The organism is Nostoc sp. DedQUE08 (assembly GCF_034530895.1).
Classification (GTDB): domain Bacteria; phylum Cyanobacteriota; class Cyanobacteriia; order Cyanobacteriales; family Nostocaceae; genus Nostoc.
The window spans coordinates 92,135-113,480 of record NZ_JAVRCD010000006.1 but is presented as its reverse complement, the minus strand read 5'-3'; the positions used below and the strand labels follow the sequence as shown (position 1 = coordinate 113,480).

The 21,346-nt window shown below is 39.8% G+C and carries 9 protein-coding genes and 1 pseudogene; 8 read left to right on the top strand and 2 right to left on the bottom strand.

The features are described 5' to 3' along the window. Nucleotides 1–14: 14 nt before the first annotated feature. Entirely contained in the window at nucleotides 15–2,057 is a 2,043-nt protein-coding gene (locus RMY64_RS05975; protein WP_322699577.1) for a GAF domain-containing protein, read from the bottom strand. A 150-nt stretch (nucleotides 2,058–2,207) separates the two neighbouring features. Further along, nucleotides 2,208–2,610: pseudogene (locus RMY64_RS05970) on the bottom strand (transposase-like zinc-binding domain-containing protein); the annotation flags it as partial. Between the two features lie 284 nt (nucleotides 2,611–2,894). Between RMY64_RS05970 and RMY64_RS05965 the strand changes: the two are divergent. From RMY64_RS05965 to RMY64_RS05930, 8 genes are all read left to right on the top strand, one after another. Beyond that, entirely contained in the window at nucleotides 2,895–9,113 is a 6,219-nt protein-coding gene (locus RMY64_RS05965) for a non-ribosomal peptide synthetase (RefSeq protein ID WP_322699576.1), read from the top strand. 109 nt (nucleotides 9,114–9,222) lie between these two features. Beyond that, nucleotides 9,223–10,245, top strand: a complete 1,023-nt coding sequence (locus tag RMY64_RS05960) for a TauD/TfdA family dioxygenase (protein WP_322699575.1) — start codon at nucleotides 9,223–9,225, stop codon at nucleotides 10,243–10,245. Between the two features lie 251 nt (nucleotides 10,246–10,496). Continuing rightward, nucleotides 10,497–14,552: an amino acid adenylation domain-containing protein gene (locus tag RMY64_RS05955; RefSeq protein WP_322699574.1), complete on the top strand. Its 4,056-nt coding sequence runs from the start codon at nucleotides 10,497–10,499 to the stop codon at nucleotides 14,550–14,552. A gap of 11 nt (nucleotides 14,553–14,563) precedes the next feature. Then, complete coding sequence (locus RMY64_RS05950; protein ID WP_322699573.1) at nucleotides 14,564–15,880, top strand: MFS transporter; 1,317 nt, start codon at nucleotides 14,564–14,566, stop codon at nucleotides 15,878–15,880. Between the two features lie 428 nt (nucleotides 15,881–16,308). Then, entirely contained in the window at nucleotides 16,309–17,535 is a 1,227-nt protein-coding gene (locus tag RMY64_RS05945; protein WP_322699572.1) for an ABC exporter membrane fusion protein, read from the top strand. 27 nt (nucleotides 17,536–17,562) lie between these two features. Then, nucleotides 17,563–18,720, top strand: a complete 1,158-nt coding sequence (gene devC / locus RMY64_RS05940) for an ABC transporter permease DevC (RefSeq protein ID WP_322691094.1) — start codon at nucleotides 17,563–17,565, stop codon at nucleotides 18,718–18,720. Nucleotides 18,721–18,804: 84 nt separating this feature from the next. Further along, nucleotides 18,805–19,500, top strand: coding sequence for a DevA family ABC transporter ATP-binding protein (locus tag RMY64_RS05935; RefSeq protein WP_322699571.1), 696 nt, complete (start codon nucleotides 18,805–18,807; stop codon nucleotides 19,498–19,500). A gap of 297 nt (nucleotides 19,501–19,797) precedes the next feature. After that, entirely contained in the window at nucleotides 19,798–21,285 is a 1,488-nt protein-coding gene (locus RMY64_RS05930; protein WP_322699570.1) for a serine/threonine-protein kinase, read from the top strand. Nucleotides 21,286–21,346 lie beyond the last annotated feature (61 nt).

Below are 21,346 nucleotides of genomic sequence, written 5' to 3'. Positions count from 1 at the left end.
ATTTTATACATACTTTAAGTACTTTTAACCAGAGGCTCAACCGGAATTTGAATCAAGAACTCGCTGCCTTTCCCAAGTTCTGAGGAGCATTTTAAAATGCCGCCATGTTTTTCAACCACAATTTGATAGCTGATGGACAGTCCTAGACCGGTTCCCTTGCCGATGGGTTTGGTGGTGAAGAATGGATTGAACAGTTTTTGCTGGGTTGTTTCTGTCATGCCAGAACCGTTATCTCGAATCCGAATCACTACACTATCTGCGTGCGAAAATTGGGATAGATCGGAACTACCGGATTTTTCTCTACTAATGAGTTCTGTTTGAATGGTAACGATCGGATTAGGCGTTTCATCTAAGGCATCGATCGCGTTACCCAAAAGATTCATAAATACTTGATTCAATTGCCCCGCATAACAATCAACAGGCGGTAAATTGTCGTATGCTTTAATCACTTGAATCTCAAACTTGGCACTAGTTAATTTCAACCGACTCTTCAAAATTAACAACGAGTTGTCAATCCCTTCATGGATATCCACAGGTTTCATCTCGGCTTCATCCAGACGCGAGAAGTTCCGCAGAGATAGGACAATTTGCCGAATTCGTTCTCCACCCATTTGCATCGACGACAATAGATTAGGCAAATCTTGCATCAAGAAATCAAGATCCATAGCCTCTATCTTTTCCTGAATAGCATCAGTTCCATTGGGATAGGTTGCCTGATAAAGATGCAATAGTTCCAGCAAATCCCCAACATAGTTGGTTGCATAAGTAATATTACCGTTAATAAAGTTGACCGGGTTGTTGATTTCGTGGGCAACTCCGGCCACCAATTGTCCCAGGCTAGACATCTTCTCTTGCTGTACCAGTTGCATTTGGGTTTGCTGCAACTGGCTCAGGGCGTTTCCTAGATAGGTGGCTTGAGTTTGAGCTGCAAAGGCGGTTGCTCGTGTTTGGGCAAGCAGTTCTGCCTGATCGAGAGCGATCGCTACTTGATCGGTGACAGCTTTGAGTAACCGGACTTCGCTATCAGTCCATTGGCGCGAACCGCGACAGTGATGGCAAACAATAGCACCCAATTGACTAGAATGGGTTCTCAGTGGCAGCAACAGCACCGAGGTTACTGCCAGTTGATGCAGCAGGGCGCGATCCTCCGGGGTGAGTGCCTCTGAGGTAGTAGAAACATCCTCAATCCTTAGCATATCTAGATTTAAGATAGTTTCTGCCAGAACGGAGCCTGGGCCAAGGGAAAGTTCCCCCAACGCCATCTGAATCTCTGGGTTAGTCGCTTCGTGAGTCACCATAAAGTTGAACCGATCTTTGTTGGGCAGACACCACACAAAGTCACAGCGATCGACTTGCAACAGACTATGAATCTCATTTACTGCCGTTTGTAAAATCGTGTCCAGATCCAGAGAATTACGGATTTGATTTGCCAGATTAAACAGAATTGAATCTTGTTGACCAACCAATTCCTGAGTAATCAATTGCTGTTTTAGTTGTTTGATTTCCGGGATCGTTTGACGCAGCTTCGTGGTGTTGCGCTTTAGCTCCAATTGCGCTACCACTTGGTGGCTGAGTGTCTGCAATCCTTTTTGTTGTTTCTGACTCAGATCGCGCGGTTCAATGTCCATGACGCAGAGTGTACCCAAGACACAACCGCCAGTTATTACCAGGGGCACTCCGGCATAAAACCGGATATTGGGAGCATTTATAACGAAGGGATTGGTGGCAAAGCGGGGATCGGCCAAGGTATCTGGAATTACAAATACATCTGACTGGCGAATGGTGTAGTTACAAAATGCGAGGTCTCGGCGAATTTCTGTTAATGTGATTCCCACCTTAGACTTAACCAACTGGCGATCGGCTCCGATAAAACTCACCAGTGCCATTGGAGTTTGGCACAGATCGGCTGCCAGTGCTGTTAAGTCATCTAATGCCCGATTGGGTACAGCATCCAAACCCTGAAATTGATACACTGCTTTGAGCCGTGTCAATTCGTTGGTGCAGGCCATCTTTGTGCAGGGGAGCATGGAATCAAGTAATAATTCAGGGATTTTCATAGTTTTATTTTAATTGAGGGGCGATCGCTAATTTGACACTGAAACAGGTACATTTGCAATCGCTACTCTAAGTTTTCTAAAGCTTTAGTTTTTATCAGTTTTTCTTTTTTAGAAATATTTTAAATCAAATTATGAATGCGAGTTTAAGTATAACGCCGTCCATATGCAAATTTTGTTTTTTTGACCGCACAAAAGTTTCCAGTTTATCTAATTCCCTAACGGATGGTATTTTATCCGTTGGCGGTGCCTCCGGTAAGTTTTCGCTAATTTGTTTTACCCAGTTAATTATAGTCGTGCGATCAACCCCTGTCTGACGTTCAATTGCTCTAAAGCTAGCACCATTAACGTATGCTTTTAAGCATTCTATTTTTTTCTCATCTGAGTATCCTTTTGGTGGGCTGTAGACATCAATGAATTGGCGTTAGCGTTCGCGTAGCGTCTCGTAGAGAAGCGGGGCGGAACGCACGTCGCAATTAGTACATATGTAATTCTGTTTACCTCGCCGCCAGCCATTTTTCCTAATCTCAGTACAGCCGCAGTATGGAAAATTCACAGTAGGGCACCTCAATTCCTCCCTCTATTATGCAACCCCGACTTTTCAATAAAGCAGCGAGGGTTCAGTTTTTCTGCCAGACATCTTCTCAAAGCCGCTTTACAACTAGCATACGAGCTTAACTTCTCGCTCATACGCCCAAGATCGGCAATGCCAAAACAAGATATGTAAAGAAGTGACTGCATAAATTTATTGAGCTTGCCCTATAGAAGTTTTGACCTACACTAGCCACTTACTTGTGTAACTTTACTAAAGTTATCTTTTTAAATAAAAGCAATAAATTTATGAGTGATTTACTAAAGCGTTTAGAACATCTATCGCCTCAAAAACGCGAACTTGTGCTGCAAAAATTGTTGGCACAGCAATCTTCTCCAATCAACAATAAACCTAAAGTTCCACGAATTGAATCTGTTAGCACTGATAAATTAATCCCTTTATCTTTTCCTCAACAAAGACTTTGGTTTCTCGACCAAATGGAGGGTAATAGCGCTGCATATAATATGGCTGCTGCGGTAGAAATTACTGGTAATTTGCAAGTATATATCCTCGAAAAAATTATCGCAAAAATCATTCAACGTCATGCAATCATTCGCACTAAATTTAAAACAATTGATGGAAATGCTGTCCAGATAATTACACCTTGTTTAACAATAGCTGTTCCAGTAATTGACTTACAAACATTGCCAGCAGAAGAACAGTTTGCCGAGGTAGAACGTTTGGCAATTGAGGAGCAACTACAACCTTTTGACCTGACAAAAGATTGTTTGTTGCGAGTGACATTACTACATTTGGCATCAGAGTCTTATGTATTGCTAGTAACGATGCACCATATTGTTTCTGATGGCTGGTCGATGGGGGTATTTATTCAAGAGTTTTCCAGTTTATACGCAGCTTTTTCTCAAAATCAACCTTCTCCACTACCAGAATTAGCCATCCAATATGCTGATTTTGCTCATTGGCAAAGGCAATGGTTGCAAGGTGAGGTATTAGAAAATCAACTCAACTACTGGCGGCAGCAGTTAGCTGGTATCCCACCAATATTAGAATTACCTACAGACCGTCCGCGTCCTCCAGTTCAAACCTTTCAAGGTCAAACTTTACATTTTGAACTCAACCAAAATCTTACAAAACAATTAAATATCCTGTGTCAAAAGTCAGGGGCAACTATGTTTATGACCCTGATGGCAGCTTTTGTAACTTTACTGTTCCGCTATAGTAACCAGTCAGATATTGTTATCGGTTCCCCGATTGCTAACCGCGATCGCCAGGAAACACATTCACTAATTGGTTTATTTGTCAATACCTTAGTACTGCGGACTAATTTAGAAGGAAATCCGAGTTTTGCAGAATTACTAGAAAGGGTGCGACAAGTTGCTTTAGATGCCTATGCTCATCAAGATATGCCTTTAGAGAGATTAGTTGAAGCTTTGCAACCAGAGCGATCGCTTTCTCACATGCCTTTATTCCAAGTAGCATTTGCCATGCAGAATGCGCCGATGGGTAAATTAGAATTACCCAACTTGAGCTTAAATCTTTTAAAAATCGAAAATCGCACAGCGAAATTCGATCTGACGTTATCAATGCAAGAAACCGAGTCAGGACTTTTAGGAGAATGGGAATTCAATAGCGATTTATTTGATGCTACGACTATTAGCCGCATGGCAGGGCATTTTCAGACTTTGCTGGAAAATGTTGTGGCTAACCCTCAGCAAAAAATTGCGGAATTATCATTATTAAGTGCTAGCGAGCAGCACCAGCTACTTGTAGAGTGGAACGATACCCAAACTGATTATCCCCAAGGTAAATGCATTCATCAGTTGTTTGAAGAGTGGGTAGAACAAACACCAGATGCAGTGGCGGTAGTCTTTGAGAATCAGCAACTTACTTACCGAGAGTTAAATCATCGCGCCAACCAATTAGCACACCAGTTGCAAAACTTAGGTGTAAAACCAGATGTCCTGGTGGGTATCTGTGTTGAACGTTCCCTAGAGATGATCGTTGGGTTATTAGGGATTCTCAAAGCAGGTGGTGCTTATGTACCTTTAGATCCTAATTATCCGAGCGATCGCTTGGCTTTTATGCTCGATGATGCTCAATTACCAGTGCTATTGACACAACAGCGATTGGTTGAAAAGTTACCACAGCATCAAGCAGTCACAATTTGCCTGGATGCAGACTGGAACCAAATTGCCAACAATAGCAGCTCTAATCCTGTTAGTGCAGTTACCGCTTCCAATTTAGCGTATGTAATTTATACCTCTGGGTCAACGGGTAAACCCAAGGGCGTGATGGTGGCACATACTGGGTTATGTAACTTAGTAATAGCGCAAATTCAGATTTATAACGTCCAAACTGATAGTCGCATTCTCCAGTTTGCCTCCTTTAGTTTTGACGCTTCTATTTTTGAAGTTGTGATGGCTCTGGGAACGGGAGCTAGACTTTACCTGGGAACAAAAGAATCTTTATTGCCTGGTTCATCGTTAATTGAACTATTGCAAAACTACGGCATTACCCACATCACTTTACCACCATCAGCTTTAGCGGTCTTACCTGCCGAAGAACTCCCAGCTTTGCAGAATATTACTGTAGCCGGAGAAGCTTGTCCTCCCGACTTGGTTGAACGTTGGTCTTGTGGTCGGCGTTTCTTCAATGCCTACGGCCCAACAGAAGCGACTGTCTGGTCAACAGTTGCAGAATGCAGCGGTAACATCACTAACAAACCCCCCATTGGTCGTCCAATTGCCAATACACAAATATATTTGCTCGATGGAAATTTGCAACCTGTACCCGTTGGTGTTTCTGGGGAACTGCATATTGGTGGCATTGGATTAGCCAGAGGTTATCTCAACCGTCCTGAGTTGACACAACAAAAATTCATTCTTCACCCCTTTCAAAGAGGCAGGGGAGCAGGGGAGCAGGGGAGCAGGGGGGAAACAGAAGACCAATCCTTTAATTCCAAACGCCTCTATAAAACTGGGGATTTGGCACGTTATTTACCTGATGGTAATATTGAGTACTTAGGACGTATCGACCATCAAGTTAAATTACGCGGCTTTCGCATTGAATTAGGAGAAATTGAAGCTTTACTCAGCCAACACCCAGGCGTAATTCAAAATACAATCATCGTCCGTGAAGATATCCCTGGCAGTCAACGTTTAGTTGCTTATACAGTTCCTAATTCAGACCAAGTACCAACAATTAGTGACCTGCGACGATTCCTGAAGGAACGGCTACCTGAGTACATGGTACCGTCGGCTTTTGTGATGTTAGATACTCTGCCTTTAACACCAAACGGCAAAGTAGACCGTCGGGCATTACCTGCACCAGAATCCCGTCCTGAGTTGGAAGTCAACTTTGTAGCTCCACGTACCCCACAAGAAGAAAAGTTAGCAGCGATATGGGCGGATGTGTTGAGATTGCAGCAAGTTGGGATTCACGATAACTTCTTTGAAATTGGTGGCGATTCTATCCTGAGCTTGCAAATTATTGCCAGAGCCAACCAAGCCGGAATTCAATTAAATATCAAGCAGTTATTTCAGCATCAGACAATAGCTGAGTTGGCTGCTGTGGCAAACACGACACAGAGCATCAAAGCAGAACAAGGTTTAGTTACAGGTTCCTTACCATTAACACCTATCCAGCATTGGTTTTTTGCACAAAATCTACCTCAACCAGCCCATTTTAATCAGTCAGTGTTGTTGGAAGTACCAGCAGACCTGAAACCAGAAATATTAGAACAAGCCTTGCAGCAATTATTATTGCACCACGATGCTTTACGTTTGAGATTTATCCAAGAAGGGGAAAGCTGGTTACAAACTAATGCTGATGCTGATGGTACAGTAACTTTAACTTGTGTAGATTTATCAGCCATGTCTGCGACAGGGCGAAGCGCGATCGCCTCACAAGAAAAACAAGCAGCCCTAGAAACTACTGCTAACAGGCTACAGGCTAGCTTAAATCTGTCACAACAGTTAATGCAAGCTGCCCTGTTCAACTTTGGTGCCGAACAACCCGCTAGATTGCTGATCGTTGTGCATCACTTAGCTGTGGATGGTGTTTCGTGGCGAATTTTGGTAGAAGACTTATTTAATGCTTATCAACAACTAAATCGGGGAGAAACAATTCAACTTCCAGCCAAAACATCTTCTTTCAAAGAATGGTCGCATCGTTTAGTTGAATATAGCAACTCAGAAGCACTCGCAGCCGAAATAGACTTTTGGTTGGCTCAGTCATCCGGCTCTACTTCTTTGCCTGTAGACTATACTCAAGCAGTTAATACCGTTGTTTCATCCGCACAAGTTTCGGTATCTCTCAACGAAGAACAAACCCGTGCTTTGCTGCAAGAAGTTCCTGCTGTTTACAATACCCAAATTAACGATGTGTTGTTAACTGCTTTGGTACAAAGTTTTGCTCAATGGACTGGTGAATCTTCCCTACTCGTTGATGTTGAAGGTCACGGACGAGAAGAACTGTTTGCAGACATCGATTTGTCGCGCACTGTCGGGTGGTTTACTTGCCTTTTCCCCATTAAATTAGAATTGGCAGCGATGTCTGCGACAGGGCGAAGCGCGATCGCCGATGCTGGTAAAACTTTAAAATCAATTAAAGAACAACTACGCCCTTGCCAAAAACGGGGTATTAACTACGGGATTCTCCGCTATCTCAGCCCCAATTCAGCAATTCGCCATCAACTCGCAACTGTACCCCAAGCAGAAGTTAGTTTCAACTACTTGGGACAATTTGACCAATTATCGGAATCTGGATCGTGGAAATTGACCCAAGAATCTGCTGGTGCAGAGCAAAGTACATTAGGCGATCGCACTCACTTACTAGAAGTTAACGCCTTAGTAGCATCAGGTAAGCTGCAACTTAATTGGACTTATAGCCAAAACATTCACCAACAATCGACTATTGAGGCTTTAGCTGCTGGTTTCATCAATGCACTAACAGATATTATCAATCACTGTCAGTCTGCTAATGTTGGTGGTTATACACCTTCAGATTTTCCCGAAGCTGAGTTAACTCAAAAATATCTGGACAATTTGATTGCAGAAATGGCAATCCGTGACACAGCCAGCAAAAAGAAAAATATTGAGTCGATTTATCCCCTTTCCCCGATGCAGCAAGGTATTCTCTTTCATAGCCTGTATGACCCAGAGTCTGGGGTGTATTGCGAACAGTTAAGCTGCACTCTCCACGGATATATTAATCCAACAGCCTTTGCCCAAGCTTGGCAACGAGTAGTTGAGCGTCATCCAGCTTTGCGTACCTTCTTTGTCTGGGATAATCTTGACAAGCCGCACCAAGTCGTTTGCAAAACTGTAAATCTACCTTTTGCTGCTGATGACTGGTGTTCTCTATCGCCTACCCAGCAACAAGAACAACTTATAGCTTTTCAGGAAGCAGATAGAAACAAGGGTTTTGAACTTAACCAAGCTCCCTTGATGCGTTGTAGTCTCATCCAAACAGCAGATGATACTTACGAATTTGTCTGGACTTTCCATCATTTGTTGATAGATGGATGGTCTTTACCTGTCGTGGTTCAAGAAGCTTTTGCTTTCTATGAAGCTGCGAATCAGGGCAATGATTTATATCTAAAAACCCCCCGTCCCTTCCGAGATTATATAACTTGGTTGCAACAACAAGACCTTTCCCAAGCCAAAGAATTTTGGAAGCGATCGCTTCAAGGTTTTACAGCCCCAACTTTGCTAATTGCAGATAAGTCTGTTGTTCACAATTCCCAGCAAAAGCAAACTTATCACGAGCAGCATATTCAATTACCACAAGCATTAACAACTACGCTGGAATCTCTAGCTAGACAACATCAACTGACTCTTAACACTGTAGTACAAGGAATTTGGGCACTGTTACTCAGCCATTACAGCAGTCAAAAAGATGTAGTATTTGGCACAACTGTATCCGGTCGTCCTCCATCTCTTGTGGGTGTAGAAACTATGGTAGGCATGTTTATCAATGCGTTACCAGTACGGGTACAAGTATTAGAAGATTCTCAAATATTACCTTGGCTGAAAAATTTACACATACAGCAGGTAGAACGGGAGCAATACTCTTATACTCCTTTAGTGGAAATTCAACGGGTAAGTGAAATAGCTAGCGGCACACCAATGTTTGAGACTAACGTCGCATTTTATAATTACCCAGTAGATCCTGCTTTGCAAAATTCCAATAGCGGCTTAAAAATTGACAACATCAGTAATTATGAACGCACAAAATATCCTTTGATGTTAGTAATTATGCCTGGTGAAAATTTATCTGTGGGACTGAGCTATGAAGGCAACCGCTTTTCTCACGATACTATTGCTGACATTCTAGACAACTTTGCAACTGTCGCTAACAAAATTACTGAACAGCCTGATGCTAAGTTGAAAACATTAGCAGAAATACTTGTTCAAGCAGACAAACAAAAACAACTCATCAAAGACCAAAAAATGGCAGCAACAGCAATTAATAAGTTGAACAAATTCAAGCGTAAATCCGCTTAAGTTTCTGGCGTTGCTAATCAAGTGTAAATGTTCCTCACGCAGAGAAGCAAAACATAATCTTTTATCCTCTGCGTGAAACAAAAAAATCTATTAACCAACACGAATCAAAATGAACGACTTAGAACTAACAATAAATAGCATCAAAAAGCTACAAATCGGCAAGCGCAAAGTAGTTGAAAAATTAGTCAACATAGAACTGCTCAACTCAGCTAATCCTCTACCGTTAGTCATTTCCCCTGCTGTAGATGGCGTCAATTTAATCAATTGGACACAGCAAAACCGCGATCTGATTGAAACTAATTTACTGACAAATGGTGGTATACTCTTCCGAAATTTCCATGTCAATACAGTTGAAGATTTCCAAAGGTTTGTGAAGGTAGCTTCAACCGGAGAACTCTTAGATTACACCTATCGTTCAACGCCACGCACAGAAGTAAGCGATAAAATCTACACTTCAACTGAATATCCCGCAGATGAAGCAATTCCCCTACATAACGAAAATGCTTACTCTCCCATTTATCCTATGAAGATATGGTTTTTCTGCGTTAAAGCATCTGAAATTGGCGGAGAAACACCAATCGCTGATAGCCGTAAAATTTTTGAACGCATCAACCCGTCTATCAAAGAACGGTTTATCGAAAAGAAAGTTATGTATGTGCGAAATTATGGCGATTTAGATTTGCCTTGGCAAGAAGTTTTTCAAACCACAAATAAATCTGAGGTAGAAAGTCATTGCCGCAAGTTGGGTATCTCTTTTGAATGGACAGGTAACAATACCCTCAGAACAAGCCAAGTTTGTCAAGCTATTGCCAGACATCCAAAAACTGGTGAAATGGTATGGTTTAACCAAGCTCATTTGTTTCATATTTCCAGCTTGAAAGCAGAAATACGCGAATCATTGTCGGCATTACTCAAAGAAGATGAATTTCCTCGCAATGCCTATTATGGTGATGGTTCTCCTATTGAAGTCTCTGTTTTAGATGAAATCCGGGAAATATATCGCCAAGAAGCAGTTATTTATCCTTGGCAGGAAGGAGATATATTGATGCTGGACAATATGTTGGCAGCACATGGACGGATGCCATTCGTCGGCAAAAGAAAAATTGTAGTTGCGATGGCAGAATCTTGTTAAAGCAGTTTTCTTTTGCTTTTTTTCAACGCAAAGGTACGCGGAGGTTAGCGCAAAGGTACGCAGAGGGTTTTTAATGTTATCCTCCCAAATGCTTATTAGGTAAGTATTTGGGAGTTTTTGTTTAAAATCTGGCAACTTACAGCATAAATTGATTTGACTACCCCTATTAAAACATTGATGCAGGTGCGACTTCGTTCAATTTACATAACTTGTATCGCCAGTATTGATTAATTGAAAAGGATTTCAATTTTATGCACGCTGAAATGACCAATTTGATTCGCATTTCTCCTCAGCAAAAGCATTTATGGTTGCAACAAAAGGATAATTATCAAGCTTACTGTTCCCAAATTGCGATAAATATCGGAGGTAATCTTAACCCTGATATTCTTAAATTAGCTTTAGCAAATATCAGCGATCGCCACGAAATATTTCGCACTGCTTTTCATTCCTTACCAGGTATGAATATTCCATTACAATCAATTAGCGATGCTCCGAAGAGAGCTGCCAAGGGCGATCGCAGCACAATTTCACTTGGAGAAGACGACTGGAGTAGTTTAACTTCTCAAGTACAACAAGCTAAAATTGATGCGCTTTTCCAAGATCAAAGCCTCCGAGTTTTTGATTTTGAACAAGCCGCAAGTTTACATTTTATCTTAAGTAAATTAGCTTCAGACAAGCATATACTGTTTATCAGCTTGCCTGCTTTATATGCAGATATAACAACACTCAATAATCTTATATGTGAAATCGGTCGTTCTTATACAGCATGTTTACACGGCGAAGAACTATCAGATGAAGCGATGCAATATGCAGATATTTCTGAATGGCTAAATGAATTATTAGAGTCTGAGGAGACAGAGACAGCAAGAACTTATTGGCATCAGCAAGATATTTCTTCTGTATTAAATTTGCGAATTCCCTTTGAAAGTAAAAATGTCAATCAGTCATCTGGAGAAATTGTATTTGTACCTCAATCGCTCTTTTTGAAGGTTAATCGAGATACGGTAGAAAAACTGGAAATATTGCAAGAAAATTATCAAACTTCAATTGAAGCAATTTTATTAGCTTGTTGGCAAGTACTACTTTGGCGGTTAAGCGGTCAGTCTGATATTGTGATTGGGACTGCTAGCGATGGACGCGAATATGACGAATTAAAAGAAGTTTTAGGACTTTTAACTAAATATTTGCCCACTCATTCGCACTTAGAGGATACTTTAAAATTCTCAGAACTTATGGAAAAAGTTTCTGAGTCTTTTCGTTTTGCCAAACAATGGCAAGAGTATTTTGACTGGGAACATCTAACCGCTACAAATGAGAAATTTGCTTCTCGTGCATTTTTTCCTTTCTGTTTTGATTTTACAAAACAATCACAGAGCTATGTAAATGCTGATATTTCCTTTTCGGAATCTAAAAAATCCGCCAACGTAGAGAAATATCAAATTAAGCTCTCCAGTGGCTACAGCCAAAATAATTTATTTTTGAATTTTGATTACGATTCTAGTTTAGTTTCAGAGGATAGTATCAAAATCATTGCTGGACAATATCTGACATTAATAGAAAGTGTCACTCATAATCCAGAAGCAGCAATCATTGATTTAAATATGATTGGTGAAAGCGATCGCCAAAAACTATTGATTGATTTTAACAATACAAAAACAGAATTTCCACAAGATAAATGTATCCATCAACTATTTGCAGAACAAGTAGAACGCACACCCAAGAACATCGCCATTGAATTTAATAACGAGCATCTCACTTATGCACAATTAAACGCCAAGTCCAACCAGCTAGCGCATCAACTACAAAAGTTGGGAGTAAAACCAGAAGTATTGGTAGGAATTTGTGTAGAACGTTCCTTAGATATGCTGATTGGTATCCTTGGTATCCTCAAAGCAGGTGGTGCATATATACCATTCGATCCCACATATCCCCAAGAACGCCTGGGATTTATGTTAGAAGATGCTCAAATTCCTATACTGTTAACTCAACAAAGACTTGTAGATAAGTTTGTTGAACATAACACCCGTTTAATTTGTCTCGATCGAGATTTGCCAGAAAATGCCACACTCAGCATTGAAAATCCTGTAAGCGAAGTCACGCCGGAAAATTTAGCTTATATAATCTATACCTCTGGTTCTACAGGAAAACCCAAGGGAACTATGATTCCTCACAGAGGTTTAGTTAATTACCTGAGCTGGTCTACAAATGCGTATGCGATCGCCCAAGGTTACGGCGCTCCAGTACAATCTTCCATAGGGTTTGACGCAACGATTACCAGCTTATTCTCACCGTTATTGGTCGGACAAAGGGTAGTACTGTTGCCTGAGAAGGAAGAAATTGAAGCATTGTCAGCACTTTTGCAGTCTGATAAAAACTATAGCTTGGTTAAAATTACTCCAGCTCACCTAGAAATGCTCAATCAGATGTTACCTAACCACGAAGGTGTAACGAAAACGAGAGCATTAATCATCGGTGGTGAAGCATTATTGGGTAAAAACTTGAAATTTTGGCGCGATAATGCTCCAAATACCAGAATAATTAACGAATACGGCCCAACCGAAACTGTTGTTGGTTGTTGTGTTTATGAAGTTAGCGAACAAACTTCTTTATCAGGTGCAATTTTAATAGGTCGTCCTATTGCGAATACTCAACTTTACTTGCTTGATAAAAATCAAAAACTTGTACCAATTGGTGTTCCCGGCGAACTATACATTGGTGGTGCGGGAGTAGCTAGAGGTTATCTCAACCGTCCAGAATTAACACAACAGCGATTTATTCCCAACCCTTTCAGCGATGAACCTAATTCTCGCCTATATAAAACAGGGGATTTAGCGCGATATTTACCTGATGGTAATATAGAGTACCTCGGACGCATTGACCATCAAGTTAAAATTCGCGGCTTCCGCATTGAACTAGAAGAAATTGAGTCTTTACTAGCGCAACATCCCTTAGTCAATTCTGTCACCGTGATTGCCAGGGAAGACCAACCTGGAGACAAACGTTTAGTAAGTTATATTGTTCCTCAAGAGCAAGCCCCAACAAGTAGCGAACTGCGCCAATTTTTACAGGAAAAGTTACCCGAATACATGATACCTTCTGCCTTTTTAATGTTAGAGGTAATACCTCTAACCGCTCATGGCAAGGTAGACCGGCAAGCTTTACCGCAACCCGATACATCTCGTCTCGGTACACTCAAAACCGAATTTTTAGCACCACAAGATGATTTAGAACAGAAATTAGCTAATATTTGGGAAAATCTACTCAACGTCCATCCTGTAGGAGTAAAGGATAATTTCTTCGATCTGGGCGGTCACTCGCTGTTAGCTGTACGCTTAATGGCTCATCTTAACCAAGAGTTTGGTAAAAACTTGTCTTTAGCGACACTTTTCCAAAATCCTACAATTGAAAAACTGGCTAATATTCTTCGCCTAGAAACAGAAATATTATCTTGGTTTGCCTTGGTAGAAATTCAAAAAGGTAATTCCAAGTATCCTTTTTTCTGCTTACCTGGGGGTGGCGGCAATGTCCTCTATCTACATAATTTAGCTCGTTATTTAGGGGAAAACCAAACATTTTATGGATTGCAAGCACCTGGTTTAAATGGGGAATCAGAACCATTGATTTGTGTTGAGGATATGGCAGCTTATTATATCCAGGCGATAAAAACCGTTCAGCCTGAAGGGCCATATTTTCTTGGAGGTCACTCCTTTGGAGGTATTGTTGCCTATGAAATGGCTCAACAGTTAATCAAATCAGGAAATGAGGTTGCTCTGGTTGCGATTTTAGACGCTCCGGCCCCGGTTGCTAGCGACAAACCCTTATATATTGATGTCGATGATGCAACTAGACTGACCGAAACTGCTCGTCTCATCGAACGCTGGGCAGGCAAAAACCTAGATATATCCTATGAAATACTCCAGCCGCTAGAACTCGACGAACAATTGGATTATCTCAAAGAGCGATTAATCACCGTTGATTTACTGCCTGCTGGTACTGATACAAAGCAAGTGCGTGGTTTGGTGCAAGTTTTCGAGGCAAATCTGCAAGCTAGTATCAAATATTTACCACAAGAAGCTTATCCCAATCGCCTGACTCTGTTGCGAGCTAGCGAAGTGAATGCGGAGGATGCTGCACTTTTAACTGATTTACGCGAAGATCCCGCTTGGGGATGGGGACAGTTTTCCGCTCAAAACATCGATATTCACGTTGTTCCAGGCGACCATATTACGATGATGGCTCAACCTCATATTCTAACTGTTGCAGAACAGCTAGGAATCTGCATTGAGCAAGCAAATGTAGGTAAATAAGGAGTATTGAAATGAGCCAACATCCAAAAAATACAGGAATGCAAATTTTTACCCTCATCTGGTTTGGACAGATGATTTCCCTCATCGGCTCTCAGTTAACTAACTTTGCCTTGGGTGTATGGGTATACCAGCGAACTGGTTCGGTAACACAGTTCGCCCTCATTTCACTATTTACCAGCTTGCCCATGATTCTGATTTCCCCTGTAGCTGGCACGCTGGTAGACCAATTTCCCCGCCGTTGGATGATGGTATTTAGTGACTTAGGAGCAGGTATTTCTACGGGGGTAATTGCGATTTTGTTAGCGACAGATGATTTAGTCATTTGGCACATATACGTAGGCGCTGCCATTAGTTCCTGCTTTAGTGCCTTTCAATGGCCAGCTTATACAGCTGCTACCACTCTCCTTGTCCCGCCACAAAAACTGGCACGCGCCAACGGTATGCTGCAAATCGGGGAAGCAGCTGGTCGGTTGGTTGCACCAATGCTAGGAGGTGTACTGCTGCTGTTTCTCGAAATTGATGGCATTATCTTCATTGATTTTGCCACCTTTGTTTTTGCTCTGAGTACTCTGTTACTAGTTCCGTTTCCCAAACAGTACATTGATAGACATCGCGCCGAAAAAACTCTTTGGTTTAAGGAAGCATCCTACGGCTTGGTATATTTAGTGAAAAGAAGAGGACTGTTTGCACTGCTACTTTTCTTTGCCGTTAACAATTTTCTTGTCGGCATTGTGCAGATGCTAATTACACCTCTAGTCTTGTCTTTTGCTTCAGCTACAGACTTAGGTACAATTATGACCGCTGGTGGTGTGGGAATGCTGGTCAGTAGCGTTCTCATCAGTACAGTAAAATCGCCGCAGCATTTAATTCTCAGTATATTTACTTTTATGCTGCTAGGTGGAATCTGCATTACCTGTGCAGGATTTTATCAATCTGTTTTAGTCTTAGCACTGATAGCTTTTCTATTTTTCTTTGGTCTACCAATTATTAACAGTTCAGCCCAAGTTATTTTCCAAAAGAAAGTACCCTCCAGTCTCCAAGGTCGAGTTTTTGCAACAATCGGAGCGATCGCTAACGCGTCACAGCCTTTTGCTTACACAGTTGCAGGGCCAATGGCAGATAAAATCTTTGAGCCATTAATGACTCCGAACGGACTTTTAGCAGGAAGTATAGGAAAAATTATTGGTGTCGGTCAAGGACGTGGTATTGGTTTGATGTTTATTGTCATGGGAATACTAACTGTATTGGTAACAATTATTGCTTATCAGTATAAATCGTTGAGACTGGTAGAAAAGATTGTGCCCGATGCTATTAACCCAAGTTGCTAAGTAGAAGCAGGAGGCAGGAGGCAGAGGGCAGAAGATAAAACCCAATTACTGACAGGGTTTCACAGGTTGACGTTTTACATTTAATTATGTCCACCTACTTAATTGTACTTCCTTAAGTCATAAAATCCCCTCCAGATGAGAAATACGAGGGGTTTATGCTCAACGAAATAATGCCATCTATACTTAGCACTTAACACTCTTGCTCCCCCAGCTTAACTTTATTAACTGAACCATATTGGGTGGGGAAAGCCATACCACAAGACAATTTGGGATATTTTTTGATTTATCAGTTCCCAAGCAAATGCATAAAAGAATTGGCTTTCCCCCTATCAAGATACAGAGCGAGATGATTCGGAATTGAAGAATATTTACGAATTACAAATCTCAACATCTAAAATTGCACGAATATTAAATGAGGTTGACCTCCAATGGACATTTTTCGCAAACCAATAAACTTTGATACAAAATCTAAAAAGTGGAGGCTAGCTTTAATAGTTCCTGTAGGACTAGCGGCTGTTGGTGTACCAACCTATATTTTTTCCACTAGCTCAAATTTTAATTTGCAATCTACGAAGCAAAGTAATATTGCCCCAGTAGTTCCAGTTCAACAACCTGTAAATCCAACAGTTGCAGCTTTGGGACGTATCCAAACAAAGGATAAAATCATTAACTTATCTGGTCCATCAGCTTTGCAAACTGCTAGGTTAGATCGGGTTGTGGTAAAAGAAGGCGATAATGTTCGTCGCGGACAATTAATTGCTGTTCTTGATAACGTCAGTCAACTGCAAACAAGCCTAAATAAAGCACAAATAGGTGTTCGAGTTGCTCAAGCGCAACTGATGCAAGCTAAAGCGGGGACTACAAAACAAGGAGAAATTGCCGCTCAACAAGCACGCATTGCAGATTTAGAAGCGCAGTTTCAAGGAGATATTAACATTCAAAAAGCTAAGATTGCTGGATTGCAAGCGCAGTTGAGAAATGCCCAGACGGAATATGCACGCTTTCAATCTTTATACGACCAAGGAGCTATATCTGCGGTCACTAAAGATACTAAAGTTTTAGCAGTAGAAACTTTGCAAGCACAATTCAAAGAAGGTAAAAGTTCTCTCAACCAAACTTTATCGTCGTTTCCCAATCAGATTAGACAAGCTAAAGCTAGCTTGGAAGAGTTAAAAGAAGTTCGTCCTGTAGATGTGCAGGTTGCTCAAAGCGAGTTGGAAAAAGCAAAAGCAGCTGTTATGGAAGCCAAAGCTAACTTAGATTTAGCTTACGTGAAAACCCCAATGGGTGGAAAAATTTTAAAAGTTAATACTTTTCCGGGAGAAACTATTAGTGAAAAGGGAATAGTCGATCTAGCTCAAACTCAAACTATGTATGTAGTTGCAGAAATTTACGAGACTGACATTAACAAAATTAAAGTAGGTCAAAAAGCTTTGATATCGAGTATTGCATTACCTAGAAAATTTTCTGGAACCGTTGAAACAATAGGTGTCCAAATAGGTAAGAGAAATGTTGTCAACAATGACCCAGCCATCAATATAGATTCAAGAGTTGCAGAAGTAAAAGTTCGCTTAAATCCCAATGATACTGACGAAGCCGCTAAGTTTATTAATCTGCAAGTCAATGTCAAATTAGAAACTGATATCAATAGTTAAGTTAAATTAATAGATAAATACTAAAATATGAGCGCTACAACACCAGTTGCTTGGTTACAATTAATTCATCGCAAATCCCGACTAGTAGTAACAATTACTGGCGTTACTTTTGCTGTGATGTTGATGTTTATTCAATTGGGTTTTCGAGACGGTCTTTTTGAAGATGCTGTTGTATTCCATAAAAAAATACAAGCAGATTTAGTACTGTTACATCGCGATACCGAGCGCTTTTTTGATATGAAAGTCTTTCCACGACGCTATTTGTATAACATCTCAGCGGTTGATGGCATCGCATCAGTTAATCCTTTCTATTTTTCCGTTACAAATTTCAAAAATCCTGAAACTTTTGTCAATAGACCAATCGCTATTGCTGGTTTTACACCTGATCAACCTGTTTTTAATTTGCCAGAAGTAAATCAACAGAAAGAACTGATAAAAGCTGCTGACACTATACTATTTGATAGACTTTCTCGACCTGAATTTGGCCCAATCGTTGCAGAATTAGAAAAGCATGGAGAAGTAATAACAGAAGTATCTAATCGCCAAATAAAAGTGAGAGGATTATTTTCTCTAGGAGGTGGGGTGATGACAGCTGATGGTGTAATCATCACCAGTGATTTAAACTACTCTGAGATTTTAAACCACCCATTAGAAAAAGTTCAGATGGGAGTCATTCAAGTTAAACCTGGTGTTGACCCTGAAAGTATAATCAAAAAAATCTCAAAAGACTTACCTCAAGACGTGAAATTAATGACTCTAGAAAATTATATCAAACTAGAGAAAGACGTTTTAGCACAATCTACACCTATAGGATTTATTTTTAATATGGGTACTGTGATTGGCTGTGTATTTGGTGGCATTATTGTTTATCAAATTCTATACACACAAATTTCTGATAGCTTATTTATCTATGCAACATTTAAAGCTATTGGATACGCAAATTCTTACTTGGTAAAGGTGGTTTTACAACAAGCAATTTTAATGTCCTTGATTGGATATATCCCTGGATTTGCTGTTTGCATGTATCTCTATAACTTTGTTCAAGAGGCTACCCGTTTACCAATGATTATGACTATTACTAGGGGTGTAACAGTCATGTTGCTCACAATTGTTATGTGTTCTCTTGCAGGAATGTTAGCGATGAATAAACTTCGTTCTGCTGACCCTGCCGAACTTTTTGGGTAAAGTCATACCATCATTAATAACCTTAGAATTTTCGGAATATTTACACCACAAATTTATCTATCCTCTAATTTTGAGGTAATCATTATGTCACAAGGTTCTATCATATCTGTTCAGCATCTCAACCACTATTTTGGCAAAGGCTCGTTACGAAAACAGGTTTTATTTGATGTTAGCTTGTCAATTCAATCTGGTGAAATTGTAATTTTGACTGGCCCTTCTGGCTCAGGTAAAACAACTTTATTAAGTCTAATGGCTGGTTTACGGAGTGTGCAAGAAGGTAGCGTGAAAGTTTTGGGAAGGGAAATATATCGAGCTAGCAATCACAAGCTATTACAACTACGCCGTCAAACTGGATATATTTTCCAAAAACATAATTTAGTACCTTTTCTAACTGCTAGTCAAAATGTACAAATGACTATGGAATTGGCTCGAAATATGTCTCGTAAAGAAATGTGTAACCGAGCAGAAGCAATGTTGGAAATAGTAGGTTTGAATCACCGCATTCATTATTATCCTGAGCAACTTTCAGAAGGACAAAAACAACGTGTGGCGTTTGCACGAGCGCTAGTTACTCAACCTAAATTAATTCTTGCTGACGAACCAACAGCATCGCTAGATAAAAACAGTACTCATACAGTTGTTGAAATTTTAAAAGAATGCGCCAGATATCAAGGTTGTTCCATTCTTTTAATTACTCATGATAATCGGATCCTTGATATGGCTGACCGCATCATTCACATGGAAGATGGTCAGTTAAAAAATGATGTACGCGCTGCCTAATAAGTTGTAGACAAAAATTCATAAGGTCAAATAAAACTTGATTTCTAGAGACATTAACCGTAAGGTTTATATTTACATCTAACTAAAGTAAAGCTAAATTATCTATGACAATTTAACTGCTTGGCATGGCCATACTAGCAGTATATTTTTGATACATATGTTCTTTAGCGTTTGTTTTCCCATGAAGGAGGAAAGTTTTATTTATTCGCTAAATATCTGTTTTCTGCATAATTCTTGAGGATGCAACACTATTAAATAAAAAAATAATGTTTGCTCCAAATTAATCGGGTATTAGAAATGATTACAAAAATTGAGTCAGGAACTTTAATAAATAACCGTTATCAGATTCAGAAATTTCTTGGTAAGGGAGGATTTGGACGAACTTACCTAGCATTAGACAATCAGCGATTTGATGAACCTTGTGTTTTGAAAGAGTTTGTACCAACAGCGTCAAAAGCAGAAAATCTACGGAAATCCCAGGATTTATTCGAGCGTGAAGCAAAAGTTTTATACCAGATTCAGCATCCTCAAGTCCCCAAATTTTTAGCTTGGTTTACAGATAACCAACGAATCTTTATTGTTCAGGAATATATTAACGGCAAAACTTATTCTGAAATTTTCTCAGAACGCTTGGTGCAGACAGGTCAGCCTTTTTCTGAAATAGAAGTGAGAACATGGCTGACAGATGTATTGCCAGTTTTAGACTATCTCCACGAACGTAAAATAATTCATAGAGATATTTCACTAGAGAATATCATGCTACCTCATAATCAATCTAAACCTGTGTTGATTGATTTTGGCACAGTTAAAGAAAATTACACGCAGATTATGTCTGCTGATTCTCTAAACTTTTATAACTCAATTCGTATTTCAGTAGTTGGAAAGTTTGGTTATTCTCCACCTGAGCAGTTACGTTTAGGATATTCCTATCCTTCTAGTGATATCTATGCACTTGGTGTTTGTACAGTGATTCTTTTAACTGGAAAAATGCCACATGCTCTCTTAGATGAATCACTAAATTGGCAATGGCGTTCTCAAGTCAATATAAGCGATGATTTTGCCAAAATTATCGAAAAAATGTTAGTAGAAGAACCAAATGCACGCTTTCAGTCAGCTAAAGAAATTCTCCTTGTCTTGAATAATCTAGACAGTAGTTCATCTGTTTTACCTCGTTTTGACTTCAAAATCACATCTCCGATAAAGGCTATTAAGATTCGTAGACAAAAAAAAGAAACTAATAAGGCATTAGAAGAATTATTAATTTTACAAAGTTTAGAACGAAATCTGAGACAATCTAATAATATAAATGAAAATATTAGTCTGCAAAAACCTATTTATCTCAACTTAGATTTATCAGAGTATATAAACCAAAAATCGAGTGTTAATTCTGAGTCTTCTACTCATGCCTTGATTAAAAATTCGACGATACTTACAAAAATTAATAATTTTTTAACGAAAATAATTACTAAAGAAGTAGCAGAAAATAATGAACGTAATAACAAAATTTATATTCAACTTAACATACATAAATTTCTGGAGAATTATTCGGTAACTAGTAATTTACAGCTTTTTGAACTTATCAAGAAAGAATATACTAACTTTGTTGGACCAATTGCACAGCTAATTATTAATCAAGTACTAGTAAGTTTTCCAGATTGTTCTACCAAACAAATTATTGAAATATTAACAGCAGAAATTCCTGAAAAATTAATGGCGGAACAGTTTCAAAAGCAGATGTATAAGATAATTGAATCAAAATTGCATATTTTACAAACTACTGAATAAGTAGCTGTCATCAACTGGATGCCAGAATAACTTTTGTAGGCGATCGCAGCTCCCAAAGCGC